The sequence below is a fragment of the Kitasatospora sp. NPDC023118 genome (assembly GCF_055560875.1).
In genome coordinates this window covers 1-20601 of record NZ_JBVHHW010000054.1, presented here as the reverse complement: position 1 = coordinate 20601, position 20601 = coordinate 1, and the positions used below count along the sequence as shown (strand labels likewise).

The window sequence follows — 20601 nt, the reverse complement described above, 5'->3', positions numbered from 1 at the left end:
TATTACGCCTGGCTCGCCGGTCGACCGGCCGCCGCAGAGCGGCAGCGGGCCGAGGACGAACTGGCCGAGGAGATAAGGGAGATACACGCCGCCTCGCGCGGAGCCTACAGCCGTAGCCGCAGAACTCGGCTTCCAGCAGCACCACGTCCCGACCGCGCTCGGCGAGCCGCAGGGCCGTCGCCATGCCGCCCATGCCGCCGCCGATGACGGCGACGTCGCACGTGAGGTCGCCGTCGAGGCTCGGGAGGACATCCGTGGGCGGGTCGATCCAGCCGGTGAAGGTGCTGTACTCGATGTCGTCGATTTTCATGGCCGTGCGATCGCTTTCTGGGTCGGCCGCCTGCCCGCTGCCGCCATGTGGTCGTATAGCGCGCGGTAAGCGGAGAAGTTGACGAAGTCTTGGGTGCCCCGCGCCGCCGGCACGGCGGGATAGGAGAACGTGCGGTTCGTGACGTCCGGATGAACCTTCAGCCGAAGAAGTAGCCGGCAAAGATCATCTAGAGGTCGGCCGGCGCGAAGACCAGCTCCTTCCTCTCTTACCTCCTCTCGGGGACCGCGGGCCGCGGAACTCGGTTCACGAGATCCGGACATGGCTTCCTCGCTCGCCCACGCGGGCCGCGTGCTGGCTCGAGCCGGACGTCACAACTTCCTCAGGAGCTGATCGAGGGCCTCGGCCGTCGCCTCGATGTCGGCGGTGGTGTGCGCCGTGCTGAGGAAGACCTTGCCGGACGGCATGAACAGGAAGCCTTGGCGTAGCATCCCTTCGAGGATCACGGTCCAGAGCCCGCCGGTTCCATGGAGCCCGGTGGCCCCGTCGGCGGGGACGTACTGGAGGAGCGAGCCGACCCGGTTGAAGCGGCCGAAGTCGGGAGACGAGCCGAGAGCGCCGCCGACGAGGGCTTCGAACTCGGACGAGGTCTTTTCGAGCTGCTCGTAGACCGCGGGATCGGCCAGGACGCGCATCGTCGCCTCGACGGCTGCCAGGGCGATCGGGTTGGCGTTGAAGGTTCCCGCGTGAACCACACCGGCGGTCACCTGATCGACCAGCTCTGCTCGGCCGACGACGGCGCTCTGGGTGAAGCCTCCGGCCATCGCCTTCCCGAAGACGGACAGGTCGGGTAGCACGCCGTACTCCTCGGCCGCCCCGCCCCGTGCGATCCGGAACCCGGCGATCACCTCGTCGAAGACGAGGATGACGCCGTGCCGGTCGCAGAGAGTTCGCAGCGTCGACAGGAACTGCGGTGCGGGCGCTTCGACGCCGGCGTTGCTCATCACCGGGTCGACGAGCACGGCCGCGATGTCGCGCTCGACGGCCTCGCTCAGCAGGCGCTCGGCCAGGTGTACGTCGTTGAAGCGCGCCACGACCAGGTCGTCCAGCACGCTGGGCGACTGTCCCGGCCCGCCGGGGGCTGCGGGGCGGTCGCAGTCGTCCTCGGACATCCCGGCGTACACGGTGTCGTGCCAGCCGTGGTAGCTCTTGGCGAACTTGAGAACGCGGCGCCGCCCGGTGGCGGCTCGCGCGAGGCGGAGCGCGACCTGCACCGCTTCGGTCCCCGTGTTGCTCCACAGCAGCCGCTCCCCGTGCGGGACGGCCTCCAGGACCGCCTCCGCCGCGCGATACTCGAGCGCGTGCCCGGTGCCGACGACCTGCATCTTCTTCGCGATGTCGGACACTGCGGACACCACGCGCGGGTCACCGTGACCGAGCAGGAGCGGGCCCCAGGCCATCACGTAGTCGGTGTACCGGTCCCCGTCGAGGTCCCACACGTGGGCGCCGCGTGCCTCCTGCACGAAGAGCGGGTGGGGAGGCATCGTGGCGCGCAGGCCGGACCCCACACCACCGCCGATGCTGCGGCGAGCCCGCTCGAAGGCCAGGCGGGACGATTCCAGGGCCATGCGATTGACACTGCCTTTCAGTACGTGATCACCGAGCGGATGCCGATGCCGCGCTTCAGCTGGTCGAAGCCTTCGTTGATGTCCTTCAGGTCGATCACGCGCGTCACGAGGGAGTCGAGGTCGATCCGGTCGTTCAGGTAGTGGTCGATCAGCAGGGGGAAGTCCGAATCCGGCGTGCTGGAACCGTAGTTCGACCCGATGAGGGAGAGCTCCTGGTCGGACATGACGAACGGGTCGATGGAGATCCGCACACCGTCCGCCACCTGCCCGGCGACCACCGCCGTGCCGCCGCGGGAGAGGACCGCGTAGGCCGCCTCGATGGTGCGCGGCAGCCCGATGGCCTCGATGGCCACCTCCACGCCGCGTCCGTCGGTGAGCTGGGAGACCCGCTCCGCGAGGTCCTCGCTGCGGTTGTTGATCACGTCGGTGGCGCCGAAGTGGCGGGCCTGCTCGAGCTTCTCGTCGGAGACGTCGGCGGCGATGATCCTGCGGGCGCCGACGAGCCGGGCGCCCTGGATCGCGTTGAGGCCGACGCCGCCGCAGCCGAGGATCAGCACGGTGTCGCTCGGACGCACCTTGGCGGTGTTGACGGCCGCACCGACGCCGGTGGTGACGGCGCAGCCGACCAGTGCCGCCTGGGCGAACGGGGCGTCCTCGCGGACGGCGATCGCCGCCGACTCGGGCACCAGGGTGTACTGCCCGAACGTTCCCAGGCCCGCGAAGCTGTAGACGTCGTCCCCGTCCGCGGACGTGACGCGGGGCCGGCCGTCGAACGACAGGTGGTTCGCCGAGTGCTGGCTGACGAGGTCGCACAGGACCGGCCTGCCGCTGACGCAGTAGCGGCAGCGGCGGCACGACGGCGTCCACGACAGCACGACGTGGTCGCCCTCCTTGAGGGTCGTGACGCCTTCGCCGACGCGTTCGACGGTCCCGGCCCCTTCGTGGCCGAGGATCATCGGCGCCGGCACTTCCCACTCGCCCACCAGGACGTGGAGGTCGCTGTGGCACAACCCGCTCGCTCCGAGCCGCACGAGCACCTCGCCGGGCGGAGGCGTCGAGGGGAGGGTGACCCGCTCGATGGTCGGCGGTTCGCCGGGTGCCCGGAAGACGGCGGCGTCGAACTCGATGGTCATGACGGGTTTCCTCCCGTGGGCTGCGACGGACGGGTCGGGGCGGTGCGGATGAGCTTCCGGTTGGCGAACTCGTCGATTCCGGCCCGGCCCAGTTCCCGGCCGAAACCGGAGCGCTTGACCCCGCCGAAGGGCAGTTCCGCGCCTTCGAGGCCGACGCCGTTGACGAAGACCATGCCCGCGTCGATCCGGTCGGCGACGCGCGCCGCCTGGTCTGCGTCGGTCGTGAACACGTAGGAGCCCAGCCCGTAGGGTGTGGCGTTCGCCAGTTCGACGGCCTCGTCCTCGGACCGGGCCCGGTGGACGATCGCGACGGGGCCGAAGAATTCCTCGGCGGCCGTCGGCGACGTCGGCGACACGTTCGTCAGGACACAGGGCGGGAAGTACGCGCCTTCGCGCTGTCGTGCGGAGACGGAGGTCGCGCCGTCGGCGACGGCACGCTCGACCTGTTCCTCGATGTACTCGGCGGCGGCGACCGAGGAGAGCGGCGCCAGGCCGTCGGTCATGGCGAGCACCTTCCGGGTGAACGCGTCGAGGAAGGCGTCGTAGAGGTCCTCGGCGACGATGAACCGCTTGCCGCCGTTGCACGCCTGCCCGGTGTTCTCGAACCGGGCCTCGACCGCCGCCTGGACCGTGGCGTCGAGGTCGTCGGTGGACAGCACGATGAAGGGGTCCGAGCCGCCGAGTTCGAGCACCACCTTCTTGAGGCTGCGCCCGGCCTTCTCGGCGACCACCGCGCCGGCCCGCTCCGAACCGGTGAAGGAGACGCCCTGCACCCGGGGGTCAGCGATGGCGGCGGCGATCTGCTCGCTGGTGGCGTAGACGTTGACGTAGCAGCCCTGGGGAGAGCCCGCGTCCGTGAACAACTGCTGGAGAGCCGCGGACGACTCCGGACACTGCGACGCATGCTTGAGCACGATGGTGTTGCCCAGCGCGAGATTGGGTGCGGCGAACCGAGCCACCTGGTAGTACGGGTAGTTCCAGGGCATGATCCCCAGCAACACGCCGATCGGCTGGCGGCGGATGACAGCGGTGCCCTCTCCCCCGAGGAGCTCGATCGGCTCGTCGGCGAGGAACTCCTCCGCGTTCTCCGCGTAGTACCGGTAGATGGAGGCGCTGAACTCGACCTCCGCGACGGCCTGGTCCAGCGGCTTGCCCATCTCCCGGTGGATGATCCCGGCGAGCTGCGCACTGCGCTCGTCGTGCAGGTCGGCGACAGCGCTCAACAGCCGAGCGCGCTGGGTCACCGAGGTCTGCCTCGACCAGTGCGCGTAGGCCTTCGCCGCCGCGTCGAGCGCCCCGTCGACGGCCTCGTCCGTCGCGGTGGGGTACTCCTTGACCACCGTGCCGTCGGCGGGGTCCACCACCGCGTACACGTGCCTGTTCGCCATCCTGACTCCTTCGTCGTGTTGGGGGTTCATGCGAGGGCGCCGGTCGGGCCGGCTTCGCGTCGGAGGCCGCGTCGTGGTCGTGCAGCGCGCGGTAGGCGCGGAAGTAGACGAATCCCTGGGTGCCCCAGGTCGCCAGCGCGGCGGTGTAGAAGATCGTGCGGTTGGCGTCGTCGAACGGCAGGGGGAAGAAGTCGTAGGTGATCGCGATGGCGGTCCCGGCGGCCGTGACCAGTGCGGTCCGGATCGCCGGCCCCCGGGCGCCCGCGTTCCACAGCCGCTTGACGAAGTAGCCGAGGAAGACGGCCGTGAGGAGGTTGACGACGACGTAGTACACGGCGACCGAGAACGCGGCGTGGTCGGTGTGCAGGTCCGCGCCGTGGAAGTGCCGCAGGAACAGCCCGGCCACCGTCGCGACGGCGAACACGCCGACGTCGACGCCGAGGCTCGGCTTGTAGCGGTGGGTGACCTTCATCAGGCCCATGATCAGGATGAGCGTGATGCCGACCGACCGGGAGAACGCGTCGAAGAAGTAGGCCACGTCGTACAGGACGCTGCCGCTGTCGGCGCCCAGCAGCGACCAGAGCAGGAAGTTGCTGCCCGAGGTGGCGACGACCATCCATTCGAGGCCGAGGAGGTAGTTGCCGTAGCGGCGGATGAACGTCCATCCGTAGAAGTAGCCGGCGGAGATCATCCACAGGTCAGCCAGCAGGAACAGCGTCTCCTTCATCTCGACGCCCCCTCTCGGACGTCGCGGGACAGGAGCGCGGCGATGCGCTCGGCGGCGCGCTGGCCCGTCAGGACCGCGCCGTTCATGGTGCCGGCCCATTCGCCGGCGGTCTCGGTGCCGGCCCAGTGGACGCGCCCGTGCGGCTCGGCCAGCGCCTTGCCGTAGCTGACGGTCGCGTAGGGGGCGACGGCGGGGTTGGGGCCGCCCGGGGCGAACGGCTCCGCTCCCCAGCAGTGGTCCACGTAGTCGATCGGGGTGCTGGCCCGCGGACCGTAGAGGTCGACGAGCTGCTGGATGACCCGGCCGCGTCGGGCCTCGGGGCTGAAGCCGTCGAAGACGCGCGGATCGCAGAAGGCCATCAGGATGCCCGGGCCGCCGGGGCCGGGGGACACGTCGAAGGTGATGAACACGGTGCCGGTGTCGGTCAGGGCCTCACCGGAGAGTCCGCCGGTCCGCCAGAACGGCTCCTCGTAGGCCGCGAAGGCCTTGCTCAGCACGCCCATCCGCCAGGTCCTGGTGAGCCCCTCGGCCTGCTCGGGCAGAGCGGGGTCGAACTCGATGTCGGTGCGGTGCGCCGGCGGGGCCGTGACGATCGCGTACCGGGCGCGGACCTCGCCGACGTCGGTGCGGACGGTGACGCCGTGGTCGTCCTGGGCGATCCGGCGCACCGGCGTCGCCAGGCGGACGCTGTCGCCGAGCCGGTCCGCCACCCGCTTGGCGATCTCCTGGGTGGTCTCGACGAACCGGTCCTGCTGCTGCCCGCCCTCGACGTCCAGCATGTGGTCGATCCCGCCCGCCGCACGGATGTAGCGCAGCGCGTGCAGCAGGGAGACGTCGCCCGGGGTGCAGCCCCACTGCACCTTGCTGACGACGGTCATCAGCGCCCGGGTGCTGGGCAGCGCGTTCTTCCGGTCGAGCCACTCGCCGAAGGAGACGGCGTCGAGCCGGCCGGCCCCCGGCGTCTGCCACGCCGCGTTCACGTCGACGGACGCGACCAGCTTGTTCACCGCCAACTGCACGCGGGCCATGTCGACCAGGGCGGCGGGGGAGACCTTGGGAATGGTGCCGCTGTAGGTGCGGCGCCGCCCCGCCATCCACAGCACGTTGCGGCCCTGGTTGAACTGGTCGGTGGTGCGACAGCCCACCCGGTTGGCGAGGTCCCGGATGGCGGTGTGGCGCCGGGCCACCCACGTCGCTCCGAGGTCGACCTTTACGCCCGCCACCTCGCCGGAGAGTGATCGGCCTCCGACCCGGTCGCGGCCTTCCACGACCAGGACGGACCGCCCCTCGTTCGCCAACCGCTCGGCGGCGCTCAGGCCGGCGAAGCCGGCACCGACGACCACGACGTCGACCGTGGTGTCCCTGGAGCCGCGCTCAAGAGATGCGGACATGGGCTCCTCCTTCGCCCACGCGGGCCGCGTGCTGCGAGATGTACTGGGTGAGGGGGCCGACGAGGGCCTCGGGGATGTGGTGGCCCATGCCGGGGATGACCACGTGCTGGGCCGAGCGGATCGCCTTCACGGTCGCGGCGCCGCCGCTCGGGTCGACCAGCCGGTCCCGGTCACCGTTGATGACCAGCGTCGGGGCCGTGATCCTGCTCAACTGGCCCGTCCGGTCTCCGGAGCGCTGGATCGCCTGGACCTGGCGCGCCACGCCGGCCGCCGGGTCACCGGCGCTGCGATCCCAGCCGCGCGCCGCGATGGCCGCTTCGGCCGCGTCGTCGATGGGATATCCCGTTCCCGCTATGTGCCCGGTGATCCGCAGGTGGGCCCGGACCGCCTCGGTCCTGGTCCGCGCCGGCGGGGCGGCGAGCAGTCGGATCGTCGACAGCGCCGGCTGGCCCACCTTCTTCGCCCCGGTCGTCGAGTAGATGGACGTGAGCGACAGCACGCGCTCAGGCGCCGTGGCCGCGATCGTCTGCGCGATCATCCCGCCCATCGACCGCCCGACCAGGTGGGCCCGCGAGATCCCGAGACAGTCGAGTACGCCGACCGCGTCCTGGGCCATGTCGGCCAGCGCATAGGCGTCACTGCGCGGGCGGGCGGCGATCTGCCGCCAGAGGGCGGGAGGGGGTGCGGTGACGAACGTCGACTGGCCGACGTCGCGGTTGTCGATCGCGACGACCCGGAAGCCGCGGGCGACGAGCGAGCCGAAGAACGGTTCGGTCCAGAAGGTGAGGTCCTCGCCCATGCCGGCGATGAGCAGGATGGCGGGGTCGGTCTTGTCGCCGTGGTCGCGGAAGCAGATCGTCAGTCCGGAGGGCAGGGCCGCGTACTGGTCGGCGCCCGCCGCGCCGCTGGTGTCAGACACGGGTCGCTCGCCTCCCACCGGGCAGGTGCGCGACCGGTCGGGCGGCGCCGAACTCGAGGTTGTCGTCGGCCACCGGTCCGCGCAGGGCCTTGGCGTCCTCGGGGTAGGACATGGCCATCCGCCAGGGCTTCTCGAGGCCCTGCTTGGGCAGGACCTTCTCGCCGCGCCTGGCGTAACCGGCCTTCAGGTCCATCACCGGCCTGCACTCCATCCCGGGCTGCGCGACCGGGACCACCTGGTCGTATCCGTGGGCGTCCATGTGCCGGACCAAGTCGATGAAGTAACGGCACATCAGGCCGACCTTGAGCGTCCACGACGAGGTGGTGTAACCGATCGCCATCGCCCAGTTGGGGATCCCGCTCAGCAGCATCCCGCGGTAACAGACCGCGTCCGCGACGTCGACCTCGCGGCCGTCGACCACGATCGGCATGCCGTCGAAGAGCTGCAGGTTCAACCCCGTCGCGGTGACGATGATGTCCGCTTCCAGCTCCTCACCCGAGCTCAGCACGATGCCGCGCCTGCTGAACCGCGTGATCGTGTCGGTGACGACGCTCGCGGAACCCTTCTTGATCACGTCGAAGAAGTCGCCGTCCGGCGCCAGACACAGCCGCTGGTCCCACGGGTCGTACGGCGGGTTGAAGTGCCTGTCGACGTCGAACCCCTTGGGCAGCCGCTTGAGGTTCTCGCGCCGGATCAACCAGCGCCCGGCCTTCGGGAACGTCCGCAGTCCCTTGACGACGGCGCGGTCGAACCAGATGTTCTTGAACCTCGTCACGGCGTACCCGCGCTCCTCCCCCAGCGCCTTCGTGAGCGCCAGGGCGACCCCGTCGACGCGAGGCAGCGCCAGGACGTACGTCGGGGTCCGCTGGAGCATCGTCACGTGCCGGGCGGCACCCGGCCCGGTGGCCATCGCCGGCACCAGGGTGATCGCGGTAGCGCCGCTGCCGATGACGACGACCTTCTTGCCGCTGTAGTCCAGGTCCTCGGGCCAGTGCTGCGGATGCACGATCGTGCCCTCGAAGTCGTCGCGTCCCGGGAACTGGGGAGAGAACCCCTCGTCGTACCGGTAGTAGCCGGTGGCGGCGAACACCCATCCGGCACGGATGGTCTTGGTTGCGGTCACTCCGCCGGCGGGGTCGGCTGCCTCGACCGTGAGGGTCCACCGACGGTCGCCCGAGGACCATTCGGCCCTGACGACCCTGTGCCGCAGCCGGATGAGGGGCTCCAGCTGGTTCTCCGCGACGGTCTCCCGGAGGTAGTCCCGGATCAGCGGCGCGTCGGCGATCGCGGCTTCGTGGCGCCACGGCTTGAACTCGTAGCCGAAGGTGTGGAGGTCCGAGTCCGAGCGGATGCCCGGGTAGCGGAAGAGATCCCATGTGCCGCCGATGTTGTCGCGGCCCTCGAGCACGAGCAGGGACTTGCCGGGGAGTTCCCGGCTGAAATAGCTGGCCGCACCGATTCCGGAGATGCCCGCTCCGATGATGACCACGTCGAACTCCTCGACGGCGTCAAGCACCTCAGTTGTCATGGCGTTTCCTCGCTGTTCCCGGGGTGGTGACCTCACTGTCGCCAGCCTCGGCTGCGGGCGGGAACGACAGCGTGCACCCGCTTTGCGTCGGACCCGGTGCACCGTGCACAAGTCGGCCGAGCAGCACCGCAACCCTTGTGGCGCCCCCACCGGCGTGATAGAGATTTGCATCGTTTAGCACTACTAAACACCCCTGACGAGCCCGCACCGGCCCGCCAGCTGAAAGGTGGTCACATGGCCGACCCCTTCACCAGAGGGCACGTCGAACTGCTCCTGACCACGGACCTCGGGATCGTGGGCCGCGGCGGCGCCCACGGCCTGTCGGCGACACCACTGCTACGCCGGCGCCGGCGAATCCGTCGCCCGCTACTTCGACCTCGCGCACGACGCACTGCAGGGGACGGCATGACGAACTCCTTCACCCGGACCGCGCTGGTCACCGGCGCCTCCCGCGGCATCGGCCGGGGCATCGCCACGAGGCTCGCCCAGCACGGGTGGGGCCTGACGGTCACCGCCCGCAACGCCGACCAGCTGACCGAACTCGCCGAGAAGCTGCACGCCGCCGGCGCGCCGCACGTCGCGCAGCTCGCCGTCGACCTCGCCGCCGAGGACGCGGCCGACCGGCTCGCAGAGCTGCACCAGCACGCCTTCGGCGCGATGAGCGCCCTGGTCCTCAACGCCGGCGTCGGCACGGTCGCCCGCGCCGCCGACTTCCCGGCGCACCGGATAGCCGAGTCCGCGGCCGGCGTCCGGGCCACCTCGATCGCGCCGGCCTACGTCGCCACCGACATGACCGCGTGGATCGCGGACCAAGTGCCCGCCGCGTCGATGATCGCCGTCGAGGACGTGGTCGAGGTGGTCGACATGGTGCTGCGGCTGACCCGCAACGCCGGTGTCGCGCCGATCGTGATGACCCGAGCCGGGACCTCGGGATTCCAGGCCTGACCCGCCCCCACCGGATGAGGAAGGTGCGTCAACGATGACCCCACCCAGCCCCGAAGCCCTGCCCGTCGAGCGGCCCTGGCTCGCGAGCTACCCCGCCGGCACCGACCCCGACCCGGTGCTCCGTCACGCCTGCCTCGCCGAGGCCTGGGACGCACGCGTGGCGAGGGCGCCCCACCGCGTGCTCGTCCGGTACTTCGACGGCGCGCTGACCGCCACCCAGGTCGACGCGGCCTCGGACGCCCTCGCCGCCGCGCTCCAGGACCGGGGCGTCGGCCAGGGCGACCGGGTCGCGATCCACCTGCAGAGCGTGCCGCACTACCTCGTCGTCCTCCTCGCCCTGTGGAAGGCCGGCGCGACCGGTGTGCCGCTCAACCCGATGTACCGCGGCCGCGAGCTGCGCCGGCTGGTCGACGACTGCCGGCCGGTGGGCGTCTTCGCGGCCCACGCCGACGCCGCCGAGACGACGGCCACCCTCGCCGACTCGTCCGTCGCCTGGGTGATCGGCGTCAACGACGCCGACTGGCAGACCCGCAACGACCCCCGCGTCGCCTGGGGCGCCGCGTCCAGCGAGCTGGTAGACCTGTCGGCGCTGCTGGCGCAGTACACGGGACACCGCCCGCGACGGCCAGCCGTCGGCCCCGACGACACGGCGCTGATCTGCTACACCTCCGGCACCACCGGGCCGCCGAAGGGCGCGCTGAACAGCCACGGCAACGTGCTGCACTCCGCCGCGAACTTCGGCGCCTGGGTGCGGCTGGGGTCCGACGACGTCGTGCTGGGCATCGCCCCGCTCTTCCACATCTCCGGCGTGATCCTCAACGCCGCCACCGCCGTTCTCAACGACGCCGCACTCGTCCTCGTCGGCCGCTACCAGCCCGAGGTCGTGCTCGACGCGTTCGCCGAGCACGGCGTCACCTTCACCCTCGGGTCGATCACCGCGTTCAACGCCCTGATGGCGCTCGAACACGCCGACGCCGACCACCTGCGCAGCGTGCGGGTGCTCTACTCCGGCGGCGCTCCCGTTCCGCCGGCCACCGTGGAGGCGTTCCAGGAGCGGTTCGGCCACTACCTCCACAACGTCTGGGGGATGACCGAGACCACCGCGGGCGGCATCGCCGTGCCGCCGGGACGACGCGCGCGCCTCCAAGCGACCGGCGGCACCCTCTCGGTGGGCGTGCCCACCCCCGGCGTCGTCGTGCGCGTCGTCGACACCGACGGCACGAACCTGCCGTGCGGGACCGCCGGCGAGCTCGAGATCTCCGCACCCCAGGTGATCTCCGGCTACTGGGAGCAGCCCGACAGCTCCGCCGCCACCCTGCCCGGGGGCCGCCTGCGCACCGGCGACGTCGCCGTCCTCGACCCGGACGGCTGGGTCTACCTGGTCGACCGGCTCAAGGACCAGATCAACACCTCCGGCTACAAGGTCTGGCCCCGCGAGGTCGAGGACGCCCTCTACGAACACCCCGCGGTCTTCGAGGCCGCCGTCGTCGGGGAACCGGACGCCTACCGCGGCGAAGCCGTCGTCGCCCACGTGTCCCTCAAACCGGGGGCCACCGCGACCGCGGACGAGCTCCACGCCTTCGTGGGCGGCCGCCTGGCCGCGTACAAGAGGCCACGCCGCATCCACCTCCACGACGAACTCCCCAAGACCGTCACCGGCAAGATCCGCCGCCAGGAGCTGCGCCGGCGGGCCTAGGACAGCCCTGGGGCGGCACGCAGGAGCGGCGGCGACACCACCCACAGGACCTCGCTCACTGTCGGCCCCGGGTTGTCGAACTGGTGCAGCACCTCGCCGGAGAACGAGGTGGAAACGCCGGCCGACAGCATCCGGGTCTCGCCGCCGACGACCAGACGGGTGGAGCCGCTCAGCCCCAGCGCGAAGATGGTTCCCGGACCGAGCCGGTAGGGGCCGCCCGTGCCCCCACCCGGTTCGATCACCGAGCGGAAGACCTGGAACGCCGTGGTGCCGGCAGGCGTCAGCAGGTACTCGACGACGCCCTCACCGCCCATGTCGATCCGGCTGCCGCCCTGCACGACCGGCTCGTCCGGGTAGTCGAACAGCTCTCCGGCGCCGATCCGCAGCACCTCGCAGACCCGCAGCAGCGTCGGGACGGACACGCTGGTCAGGCCGCGCTCCAACTGACTCAGGAAGCCCTTGGTGACGCCCGCCCGGTGCGCGACCTCCGTCAGCGACAATCCGCGGCCGACCCTGATCTCCCGCAGCCGCGGGCCTGCGGATCCGCCCGGGGTGGGCGAGCCCTCCGGCGCCCCGCCGGTCGTCCTGCTGCTGTCGATGTCCGTTCACCGCCCGTCCCAGAGTCGAGGCCGCCCGGCCGGCGGGTGACCGGCCGACTCCGACGAGCCCCTCCGTGGGACGAGGCTAGGGCATGCCAGGCGCTGCCCCTCGGACGGGGCCACCTCCCCGAACCCCTCGCGGTGACGGCGGCGGGGCGATGTACGGCCTCCCGCCCTTTGCTATGACTGGACGACCGGGCGCGCGGCCGACGCCCCCGCGCCGTCGCCGCGGGCCAGGCCGCCGGCTGGCCTCCCCCACCGGTGCCGCGGCGCACGCCGGGTGCACCGGCTTCTCGAGATCAGGAGCAGACTTCAGATATGGACGAGCTGTGGCCTCCGCCCTCCTCCGAGGTCGCCGACGCGATCAGGTCCCTGTGCCAGCGCCTGTTGAGGGAGACGGACGTCCTGGTCGACGCCCTCGCCGAGCCCGCTCTCGTGGCCCAGAACGACCCCGCCCTGCTCGCGGACGCCTCCCTGGTCGAGGAGGATCGCGAGCTCAACCGCTCCGATCTCATCCAATGGCTGACGGCGAACGTCCAGCAGCCGGGGCGGCGGGTGGAGCCGTACGTCGGCCCGCGGGCCACGGCCTACATCAACGACCTCGTCTCCCGCGGCATCGCGCCGGACTTCGCCGGCGCCTGGCGCGTGGCCCTGGGCATCGGCTGGCGGCGGTGGCTGGAGGAGTGCGCGGCGCACTGTACCGACCGCGACCTCCTGGTGGGCGTCCTGGACGTGTCGGCGAAGTCGCTGGTGCAGTACGCCCTCGACTCCGTCCTGGCGCTGCGCGAAGCCGGCCTCGCCGCGGCGATGGGCAACGCGGACGCCGAAGCGATCGCGTTGATCCAGCTGATCGCCAGCGGGGCGCCGATGGCGCAGGACCTCGCCGAGGGGCGCCTGCACTACCGGATGGGGCGCCGGCACACCGGTCTCGTGCTGTGGGTCGACGACCCCCGGCACGTCGACGCCCTGGACCAGGCGGTCGCGGCGGTGGGCGCCGCCGCCTCGGACCGCAGCGCCCTGGTGGCGCGTGCCAGCGCCACCTCGCGTTGGATCTGGCTCTCCGGTGCGGGCGTCCCGGACCTGCACCACGTGGAGAAGGTCATGGCGACGGCACACGGGGTCCGCGGCGCGGTGGGCAGGCCGGGCCGCGGGCTCGAAGGGTTCAGGTCCAGCCACCAGGACGCCCTGGCGGCGCAGGCGCTGGTCATCCGGCTCGCATCCGACCGGCAGTTCACCGCCTACGCCGACGTCGAGCTGATCGACGCGCTCACCAAGGACCGGGCCGGCGCCCGACGGTTCGTGCTCAACACCCTCGGTCCGCTGGTCGAAGCCGACCCGGCGCTGCGGCGGGCGCTCCTCACGTACGTGCAGTGCGGCTTCAACACCACCCGGGCCGCTGCCGGCCTGTACGCGCACCGCAACACCGTCGAGCGGCGGGTCTCGCGCGCGAACGAGCTCTCGGCGGTCAAGGTCGAGGACAACCCGACCCACGTGGCGGCGGCGCTCCTAGTGCTGGACATCGCGCCGGGCATCCTCGCGACCGGCTCGAACTGACCCTCACGGCACGGGATCGACCGGGTGCTCGAGCCTGCGGAACCAGTGGAGGGCCGGAAGGGCGAGCAGGGTGGCGGCCAGCAGCGCCGCGAAGGCGAGCGCGGGGCGGGTGACGAGCAGTCCGACCGCCGTCGCCAGCACGACCCCTCCCAGGTTGCCCGCCATCCAGATCAGCCCGGCCGCCGTGCTCTCGGCCTCGGGCGCGTGCCGCTCGCTCAGGGACAGCACGATGGGAAGGGCGGGAAGCAGCACGAAGCCCGTCCCGAGGAGCGTGACGAACGCCGTCAGCGTGCTCGGGACCAGGGCCAGGTGCAGGCAGGCCATCGCGGTGAGGGCGATCGCGACACCCATGACCTCGACCTCGCGGCCGCGCCGGTCCGCCCAGACGGGCACCACCGCACAGCCGACCACACCGGCGATCATCGTCAACGCGAGGATGAGGCCGGCGGAGGACTCGGGGACGCCCGCCGGCGCCAGCAGCGGTTGCACGAACGTCGCGCTCTCCGAGCGGATTACCCAGGCCATCGATGACCTGACCGCGCATGACGCCGGCGCCACAAGCCGCGACCGCACTGCGGCGGGCGACCGCAACTGGTCGACCGCGGTCGACAGGCTCGACGCCATCTCCGGCGTCGGACCGACCACAGCCCAGATCCTGCTGGTCGAACTCGGCCCGGACATGAGCGTCTTCCCCACGCCGGACCACCTGGCGTCATGGGCGAAGCTGTGTCCGCGGACCATCCAGTCCGGCACCAAGACTGCCACCGGACGCACCGGCAAGGGCAACCCCTGGCTCAAGGGCGGTCTCGGCGAAGCAGCGATGGCCGCCTCGCGCACCAACACCTTCCTCGGCACCCGCTACCGGCGCATCGTCAAACGCCGAGGCCACAAGAAAGCCCTGGTCGCGGTCGCCCGCACGATCCTGGTCATCGCCTGGCACCTCATCAACAACCCCGACGTCGAGTACACCGACCTCGGCCCTGACTACCATCAGCGCCTGATCGACCCGACCCGCCGAACCCGCGACCTGATCCGACAGCTGGCAGCCCTCGGACACCAAGTCACCCTCCGCAGCCTGACCGCACCTCCTGCAGCCTCCGGACGGCCGACACCGTCCGGACGATCACGCCTGCCCAGCCGACCTCGAATTTTCCGTTCAGGATGCGAGTCATGGTACGTCCTTCCTCCTACCCGCCTGAGCTGCGCCGTCGTGCGGTGCGCATGGTCGCCGAGGTCCTCGGCGACTACCCGAACGAGTCGGCCGCGCTGCGGGCCGTCGCGGAGAAACTGGGCATCGGCTCCGCCGAGACCCTGCGCAACTGGGTGCGACGCGACCAGGTCGACTCCGGACAGCGCCCGGGCATGACCACGGAGGAGTCCGCGCAGATCAAGGCCATGAAGAAGGAGATCGCCGAACTCAAGCGCGCCAACGAGATCCTCAAGGCCGCGGCGAGTTTCTTCGCGGCCGAGCTCGACCGGCCGCACCTGCGCTCGTAGCGTTCATCGACGAGCACCGGGGCCGCTTCGGCGGCGTCGAGCCGATCTGCCGCGTACTCACCGAGCACGGCTGCAGCATCGCCCCCTCCACCTATTACGCCCACCGCAAGCGTCTGGCCTCGCCGGCCGCCCGCACCGTACGCGACGAGGAACTCAAGGCTCTCATCAAGGAGGTCTACAACGCCAACTACCGTGTCTACGGGGCGTGGAAGATCTGGAGGGAGCTGGGCCGACAAGGCCAAGCGGTGGCCCGCTGCACCGTCGAACGCCTGATGCGCGAACTCGGCATCACCGGTGCTGTCCGCGGCAAGAAGGTGATCACCACCATCGCGGACCCGGGCGCCGAACGCGCCCCAGACCTGGTCGACCGCGACTTCGTCGCCGGCGCGCCGAACCGCTGCTGGGTCGCCGACTTCACGCACATCGCCACCTGGGCCGGAGTCGTCTACGTCGCCTTCGTCGTGGACACCTTCTCCCGGCGCATCGTCGGCTGGTCGGCCGCGACCTCCAAGGAGACCCGGCTTGTGCTGGATGCGCTGGACATGGCGCTGTGGCAGCGCGACCGTGACGGATTCCCTCATCAGCGAGGCGAGTTGATACATCATTCGGACGCCGGGTCGCAGTACACGAGTTTCCGGCTCGCCGAACACCTGAACGCCGCCGGCATCGCGGCCTCGATCGGATCCGTCGGCGACGCCTACGACAACGCCCTCATGGAGTCCACGATCGGCCTGTTCAAGACCGAGCTGATCAAGCCCCGGCGGCCCTGGCGCACCCTCTCGCAGGTCGAACTCGCCACCGCCGAGTGGGTCGACTGGTACAACCACCGCTGGCTCCACGGTGAGATAGGCCACGTTCCGCCAGTCGAGTACGAGACCGACTACTACCTCACCACCACAAAACCGCAGGTCACAACCACAACCTGAGATCTCTATCAACCCGGGGCGGTTCACACCTGCCCACAGGCCGAAAGTGCCGCTGCCTGGCGGGCAGCGGCACTTCCCGGTGCGATGACCGTTAGTCGGGCCATTCGACTGCTTCAACGCCGCAGTTGGACAGGGCCGCGCCGACTACCCGAGCAGCGGATGTCAGACCCAGTCCCGCACGATCGTGGCACTGGTCGGCATGGCCGAGAACGTTCGAGTGATGTTGAAGGTGGTCTTGGAGGTAGCGGAGGTGGCGGAGACGCAGACGTCGCGGCCCCCGTACCCCAGCCACGTCGAGCCCGCGGACAGGGCGAAGGTGTAGCACTGCGGGGTGTCAAGGAAGTTGTACGGCAGGCTGGTCTCGATGTAGCCGGAGAGCTGGTACGTGGTGCCGCCCATCGGGCAGGCCGTGATCTGGCCGTCGCCGTAGCTGTTGGAGACAGTGAGGGTGGCGCAGGACGAGCCCGTGGTGGTCGAGGTCGCCGCCAGCGAGGCGGGGGCGGCCAGCAGGGTCAGGGTGCCGGCGGTGGCGGCCACGGCCAGCGAACGGGCAAGGCGGTTCATGAGGCTCCTTGGGTGGTTGGTTCAGGGAATGGCCCGGCCAGCCCTCGGCGTCGCGGAGTCAGGGCCGGACCTGATGCTTCGTCTGCAAGCGAACTGCAACGCGTTGTTGATGAAATCAGGCGGCATCCATGGTTGCCAAGTGCACCACCGTGTACAGCCACGCCCGCGGTGCTCGTACCCGTGTCCCGGGCTTGCAACGCCTGCTCGAAGGTGTCCTGTACCAGGGCCTCCGTGTCCGCGTCTCGATCCGACAAGCCCAGCACCGCGGCCCGCCGTCGTAGCGCCGCCACCAGCGGCAGGCGATAGGACCGGTATGCCTCCTGGACTGTCCTCGCCTCCCCCGCGCCCCCGGCTGCAGCGGCGCCGCCCGTCCCCGCTCACCGCCCGCCGTCCCAGCTCTTCTCGGCCGCTGCCCACTGCGCCTGAGCCCTGATCAGGTCCGCCCGCGCCCGCAGCGGCACACTGCGGGCCAGCACACCGGCCACCCTCACCATCGCGGGCACCGCGCCCGCCAGCACCACCGACACGGGGTCCATCATCACCGCGCACCTTCCAGCAGTCGGCGGATCCCGGTCCGGCTCGCCATGGAGGCGCTACTGAACGCCGGCTCGGTCCGCTCGGGCGGGCTGGCGCTCCTCCTGGGCTACGGCGCCGGCCTCTCGTACGCCGCCACCGTCGTGGCGCTGCCATAGTGGGTTATCCCTACCGTCATTACGTGGGCTGGCCTCGTGGCAGCGTCGGCCAAGCGGCGAATAGCGTGAATCCAGAGGTTTCAGCGGTGGGCTCGGATATTCCAAGCCCTAGCGTCACCACGGGAATTGGGGAGGCAAAACGCTCTTCCCGGCAACAAGGAGTTCCGTCATCGCTACGTCAGTTGTCTTCCACCGTCGATACGTCGGCATCACCGTCGCGACGCTCGCCGCCCTCGGGGTGATGACGGCCTGCAATCCCACGAAGACGCTCAATCGGACCGACTTTACGCAGACGAACGAGATCGACGCCCAGCCGGCACGAGCCTCCAAGTGAACGCGCGGAACATCGGCGTGACGCTGAGCACGGGCGGCTACTCGAAGGTGCGGGTCTCCGCGACCGGGAACTACGCAGACCAGAAGCCCCAGGTGTCGGCTACCACGACGGGAACCACCGCGGTGGTCTCGGGGTCCTGCGCCGGCGATTGCGACCTCCAGCTGCACATCACGCTGCCGGCCGCACTCCGCGTCCAGGTCGAAGCGGGCAGCGGCGCCATCGTCGCTAACGGCATGGGCGGGAGCCTGGACCTGCGGACCACCGACGGCGCCATCACCGTCACCCACTCCACCGGCCCGTTGACCCTGCAGAGCCGCGACGGCGGGATCTCCGTCACCGACGCCGCCTCCCGGAAAGCCGACATCACCACCGAGAACGGCGCGGTCGACGCCACCTTCGCAGTTGCTCCCGCCGCCGTAAACGTGACTGCCAAGGACGGCGCGGTGGACCTCTCCGTACCCTCGGGCGCAGACTACGACGTCACCACCCACACCACGGGTACGACACCGCAGGTCGATGTGCCCAGCGACCGCAACGCCGCTCATTCCTTGACCGTCACCACCGCCAGCGGCGGCATCCACATCCACTGACGCCCCACCCGCCAGGACGACGTGCCCCTGGGAAGACGTCCCCTCGCCGGCCGGCAATGCGCCCTGGCGCATTGCCGCGCCGCTTCACATTGACGCGCTCAGCCGCGACGAAAGGACTCAGATGGCATCACCACCGAGGCGGATCGTCGTGATCTCGGCCGAGATCGGAGCCGGTCACGACGGGGCGGCCAACGAGCTGTCCCGCCGCCTGATGGATGCCGGCTACGAGGTCGATCGCCATGACTTCCTCAATCTGCTGCCACCACGCCTCGGCCGAGTGCTCCGCAACGCCTATGCCTTCGAACTGCACGCCGCCCCATGGGCATGGGGGCGGATGTTGAGCGCCCTGGAACGGCACGGCCGCCTCGGACGTGCCGTCGGCGGGATGTTCGCGCGGCTGGCCGCCCGCCGCACCACCGCGGTGACCGGTCCGGGCACTGCGGCAGTGGTCTCCACCTACCCGTTGGCCAGCCAGGCGCTCGGAAGGCTGCGCCGCACCGGGCGACTGACCGCCCCGGTGGCCACCTTCCTCACCGACATGTCCGTCCACCCGCTCTGGGTCGCCGACGGAGTCGACCTCCACCTCGCCCTGCACCCCGTCGCGTCCTCCGAGGCCAGCCATCGCGGAGCGGCTGAAGTCGTTGTCTCCGGACCACTCGTGGCGCCCGCCTTCCGCCCGTCCTCGAGTGAGGAGGAGCGCCGCAGCGAGCGTGCCCGCCTCGGACTGCCGATAGGCCCTCAACTGGCCCTGGTGGTAGCCGGTTCATGGGGCGTGGGAGAGGTGGAGAAGACGGCCCGGGAGATTGCCGCCACCCGCCTTGCCGTACCCGTCATCGCCTGCGGTAGCAACTCCGCCCTGCGCGACCACCTGCTCGAGAACGGTGTCGGTGTGCCGCTCGGCTGGGTCAACGACATGCCCGCGTTGCTGCGCAGCGCCGATGTCGTCATCCAGAACGCCGGTGGCCTCACATCCCTGGAGGCTATGGCCAGCGGTGTCCCCGTGGTGAGTTACCGATGCCTGCCCGGTCACGGAGTCAGCAACGCGGCCGCGCTCGACGAGGCCGGGCTCGCGGTGTGGATCCGCGACCAGACCGCGCTCGCCCCCACCTTGCGGGCCGTGCTCGAAGCTCCCGGCCGGTGGGCGACCGGCCCCCTGAAGGCGTTCTCCGCCTGGCCGACACCCGACCACGCCATCGCACGGCTCGTGAACCCGTGCCCCGTTCCCGGGCACCCCGGCCCTGGCCGGCCGGCTCAGCTCGTTCCGTTCGCACCGGAGCCGCCGGCACTCAGCCTGAACGCCGCCTCGTGAACCGCCCACCCACCACCGCTGGCCGTGCCCTGACCGTCTCCGCCACCGTGGTCGCCAGCGCCATCGCGGCACACAGCCTGCCCGCCCTCACTGCGGTGGGCCCGCTGCGCCCGTACCTCGCCCCCCGCCTCAGCGGCCTGGGCCAGCCAGGTCATGTGGCCCTCACCTTCGACGACGGCCCGGATCCCCGCTCCACACCACTCTTCCTGGCAGAGCTGGAGCGCGCAGGCGTCCAGGCGACGTTCTTCCTACTCGGCCGGATGCTCCTCCGGGCCCCATCGCTCGGTCGCGACCTCGTCGAGGCCGGCCACGAGGTCGCCGTCCACGGCTACTGGCATCGTCCGATGCTGCTCCGCTCCCCGCACTGCGCCTGGGACGACGTCCGCCGCGCCCGAGACCTCGTCGCCGACCTGACCGGGACCGCACCACGTTGGTACCGCCCGCCGTACGGTGTGTTCAGTCTGTCCGCACTCTCAGCCGCCCGACGGTTGGGGCTGACTCCCGTCCTCTGGAGCCACTGGGGTCGCGACTGGACTGCCAGTGCCACCCCCGAAACCGTGCTACGGACCGTCACCCGATCCCCATTGGGTGGCGGTACCGTCCTCTTGCACGACTCCGACGTCACCTCTGCTCCCGGCTCCTGGCGGGCCGCCCTCGGCGCACTGCCCCGGCTCCTGGAGCACTGCGCCCGAGAAGGACTGGTGGTCGGCCCGCTGCGCGACCACCTTCCGGCCAGAGCCCGCCCATAGGTCCCGGGACAAACCGATCGGGGCGCCGCCTCTTCAGGCGGCGCCCCGATCAGCCGTTTCCAGGCGGAGTGAGGTTCCCCCGCTGAGCTGGACAGCCTGATACTGGGACGGTTGAGTCCCGGAGGAAGCAGTCCAGTAGTGAGCGGCAAGAGCAACATGAGCAA

At 70.8% G+C, this 20601-nt stretch carries 19 protein-coding genes and 2 pseudogenes; 9 read left to right on the top strand and 12 right to left on the bottom strand.

Annotated elements, in window-relative coordinates:
- From ACZ3UD_RS36240 to ACZ3UD_RS36210, 7 genes are all read right to left on the bottom strand, one after another.
- Window positions 1-310: FAD-dependent oxidoreductase (locus ACZ3UD_RS36240; RefSeq protein ID WP_465597895.1), on the bottom strand; the 310-nt coding region annotated here is incomplete at its 3' end.
- Window positions 311-639: 329 nt separating this feature from the next.
- Window positions 640-1896, bottom strand: coding sequence for an aspartate aminotransferase family protein (locus tag ACZ3UD_RS36235; RefSeq protein WP_465597892.1), 1257 nt, complete (start codon window positions 1894-1896; stop codon window positions 640-642).
- Between the two features lie 17 nt (window positions 1897-1913).
- Window positions 1914-3029 carry a Zn-dependent alcohol dehydrogenase gene (locus ACZ3UD_RS36230; protein WP_465597889.1) on the bottom strand — a complete coding sequence of 372 codons (1116 nt, stop codon included), beginning with the start codon at window positions 3027-3029 and terminating at the stop codon, window positions 1914-1916.
- Window positions 3026-4417 (bottom strand): NAD-dependent succinate-semialdehyde dehydrogenase, encoded by a 1392-nt coding sequence (locus ACZ3UD_RS36225; protein ID WP_465597886.1) that lies wholly within the window; start codon window positions 4415-4417, stop codon window positions 3026-3028. Before ACZ3UD_RS36225 ends, ACZ3UD_RS36230 begins: the two co-directional genes overlap by 4 nt.
- A 723-nt stretch (window positions 4418-5140) precedes the next feature.
- Window positions 5141-6535: a flavin monoamine oxidase family protein gene (locus tag ACZ3UD_RS36220; protein ID WP_465597883.1), complete on the bottom strand. Its 1395-nt coding sequence runs from the start codon at window positions 6533-6535 to the stop codon at window positions 5141-5143.
- Window positions 6519-7454 (bottom strand): alpha/beta fold hydrolase, encoded by a 936-nt coding sequence (locus ACZ3UD_RS36215; RefSeq protein ID WP_465597880.1) that lies wholly within the window; start codon window positions 7452-7454, stop codon window positions 6519-6521. The genes ACZ3UD_RS36220 and ACZ3UD_RS36215 overlap by 17 nt, the downstream gene beginning before the upstream one ends.
- Complete coding sequence (locus ACZ3UD_RS36210) at window positions 7447-8982, bottom strand: flavin-containing monooxygenase (protein WP_465597877.1); 1536 nt, start codon at window positions 8980-8982, stop codon at window positions 7447-7449. Before ACZ3UD_RS36210 ends, ACZ3UD_RS36215 begins: the two co-directional genes overlap by 8 nt.
- A 405-nt stretch (window positions 8983-9387) precedes the next feature.
- Between ACZ3UD_RS36210 and ACZ3UD_RS36205 the strand changes: the two genes are divergently transcribed.
- Window positions 9388-9927, top strand: coding sequence for an SDR family NAD(P)-dependent oxidoreductase (locus ACZ3UD_RS36205; RefSeq protein WP_465597874.1), 540 nt, complete (start codon window positions 9388-9390; stop codon window positions 9925-9927).
- 34 nt (window positions 9928-9961) lie between these two features.
- Window positions 9962-11623: a class I adenylate-forming enzyme family protein gene (locus tag ACZ3UD_RS36200; RefSeq protein WP_465597871.1), complete on the top strand. Its 1662-nt coding sequence runs from the start codon at window positions 9962-9964 to the stop codon at window positions 11621-11623.
- Here ACZ3UD_RS36200 and ACZ3UD_RS36195 read toward each other — a convergent pair.
- A complete protein-coding gene (locus ACZ3UD_RS36195) occupies window positions 11620-12150 on the bottom strand; it encodes a helix-turn-helix domain-containing protein (RefSeq protein WP_465597898.1) in 531 nt (176 codons plus the stop codon). The genes ACZ3UD_RS36200 and ACZ3UD_RS36195 overlap by 4 nt on opposite strands.
- A gap of 390 nt (window positions 12151-12540) precedes the next feature.
- Between ACZ3UD_RS36195 and ACZ3UD_RS36190 the strand changes: the two genes are divergently transcribed.
- Window positions 12541-13776, top strand: coding sequence for a PucR family transcriptional regulator (locus tag ACZ3UD_RS36190; protein ID WP_465597868.1), 1236 nt, complete (start codon window positions 12541-12543; stop codon window positions 13774-13776).
- 3 nt (window positions 13777-13779) lie between these two features.
- Here ACZ3UD_RS36190 and ACZ3UD_RS36185 read toward each other — a convergent pair whose 3' ends face one another.
- On the bottom strand, window positions 13780-14472 hold the full coding sequence (locus ACZ3UD_RS36185) for an MFS transporter (RefSeq protein WP_465597866.1): 693 nt from the start codon (window positions 14470-14472) through the stop codon (window positions 13780-13782).
- On the opposite strand from ACZ3UD_RS36185, the pseudogene ACZ3UD_RS36180 reads away from it, so the two are divergent.
- Window positions 14399-14569, top strand: a pseudogene (locus ACZ3UD_RS36180) (IS110 family transposase); the annotation flags it as partial. The gene ACZ3UD_RS36185 and the pseudogene ACZ3UD_RS36180 overlap by 74 nt on opposite strands.
- Here ACZ3UD_RS36180 and ACZ3UD_RS36175 read toward each other — a convergent pair.
- Window positions 14489-14833 (bottom strand): hypothetical protein, encoded by a 345-nt coding sequence (locus ACZ3UD_RS36175; RefSeq protein WP_465597863.1) that lies wholly within the window; start codon window positions 14831-14833, stop codon window positions 14489-14491. The pseudogene ACZ3UD_RS36180 and the gene ACZ3UD_RS36175 sit on opposite strands and share 81 nt — an antisense overlap.
- A gap of 113 nt (window positions 14834-14946) precedes the next feature.
- Here ACZ3UD_RS36175 and ACZ3UD_RS36170 point away from each other — a divergent pair.
- Window positions 14947-16199, top strand: a protein-coding gene (locus tag ACZ3UD_RS36170) for an IS3 family transposase (RefSeq protein ID WP_465597861.1) whose coding sequence is annotated in 2 segments (ribosomal slippage) — window positions 14947-15226 and window positions 15226-16199 — 1254 coding nt in all. Because the reading frame shifts where the segments join, the coding sequence is not laid out codon by codon here.
- A 162-nt stretch (window positions 16200-16361) separates the two neighbouring features.
- Here ACZ3UD_RS36170 and ACZ3UD_RS36165 read toward each other — a convergent pair.
- Entirely contained in the window at window positions 16362-16763 is a 402-nt protein-coding gene (locus tag ACZ3UD_RS36165) for a hypothetical protein (RefSeq protein ID WP_465597858.1), read from the bottom strand.
- Window positions 16764-17140: 377 nt separating this feature from the next.
- Complete coding sequence (locus ACZ3UD_RS36160) at window positions 17141-17302, bottom strand: hypothetical protein (protein ID WP_465597855.1); 162 nt, start codon at window positions 17300-17302, stop codon at window positions 17141-17143.
- Between the two features lie 12 nt (window positions 17303-17314).
- Between ACZ3UD_RS36160 and ACZ3UD_RS36155 the strand changes: the two are divergent.
- The 4 genes and pseudogenes from ACZ3UD_RS36155 to ACZ3UD_RS36140 all read left to right on the top strand — a co-directional run.
- Window positions 17315-17455: pseudogene (locus tag ACZ3UD_RS36155) on the top strand (3-oxoacyl-[acyl-carrier-protein] synthase III C-terminal domain-containing protein); the annotation flags it as partial.
- A gap of 351 nt (window positions 17456-17806) precedes the next feature.
- Entirely contained in the window at window positions 17807-18379 is a 573-nt protein-coding gene (locus ACZ3UD_RS36150; RefSeq protein WP_465597852.1) for a DUF4097 family beta strand repeat-containing protein, read from the top strand.
- A 121-nt stretch (window positions 18380-18500) separates the two neighbouring features.
- On the top strand, window positions 18501-19688 hold the full coding sequence (locus tag ACZ3UD_RS36145) for a glycosyltransferase (RefSeq protein ID WP_465597849.1): 1188 nt from the start codon (window positions 18501-18503) through the stop codon (window positions 19686-19688).
- Complete coding sequence (locus ACZ3UD_RS36140) at window positions 19685-20437, top strand: polysaccharide deacetylase family protein (protein WP_465597846.1); 753 nt, start codon at window positions 19685-19687, stop codon at window positions 20435-20437. The genes ACZ3UD_RS36145 and ACZ3UD_RS36140 overlap by 4 nt, the downstream gene beginning before the upstream one ends.
- Window positions 20438-20601 lie beyond the last annotated feature (164 nt).

Coding starts and splice junctions, on each gene's coding strand:
- ACZ3UD_RS36235 (WP_465597892.1), bottom strand. CDS start 1,896: ATGGCCCTGGAATCGTCCCGCCTGGCCTTCGAGCGGGCTCGCCGCAGC.
- ACZ3UD_RS36230 (WP_465597889.1), bottom strand. CDS start 3,029: ATGACCATCGAGTTCGACGCCGCCGTCTTCCGGGCACCCGGCGAACCG.
- ACZ3UD_RS36225 (WP_465597886.1), bottom strand. CDS start 4,417: ATGGCGAACAGGCACGTGTACGCGGTGGTGGACCCCGCCGACGGCACG.
- ACZ3UD_RS36220 (WP_465597883.1), bottom strand. CDS start 6,535: ATGTCCGCATCTCTTGAGCGCGGCTCCAGGGACACCACGGTCGACGTC.
- ACZ3UD_RS36210 (WP_465597877.1), bottom strand. CDS start 8,982: ATGACAACTGAGGTGCTTGACGCCGTCGAGGAGTTCGACGTGGTCATC.
- ACZ3UD_RS36205 (WP_465597874.1), top strand. CDS start 9,388: ATGACGAACTCCTTCACCCGGACCGCGCTGGTCACCGGCGCCTCCCGC.
- ACZ3UD_RS36200 (WP_465597871.1), top strand. CDS start 9,962: ATGACCCCACCCAGCCCCGAAGCCCTGCCCGTCGAGCGGCCCTGGCTC.
- ACZ3UD_RS36190 (WP_465597868.1), top strand. CDS start 12,541: ATGGACGAGCTGTGGCCTCCGCCCTCCTCCGAGGTCGCCGACGCGATC.
- ACZ3UD_RS36165 (WP_465597858.1), bottom strand. CDS start 16,763: ATGAACCGCCTTGCCCGTTCGCTGGCCGTGGCCGCCACCGCCGGCACC.
- ACZ3UD_RS36160 (WP_465597855.1), bottom strand. CDS start 17,302: ATGATGGACCCCGTGTCGGTGGTGCTGGCGGGCGCGGTGCCCGCGATG.
- ACZ3UD_RS36145 (WP_465597849.1), top strand. CDS start 18,501: ATGGCATCACCACCGAGGCGGATCGTCGTGATCTCGGCCGAGATCGGA.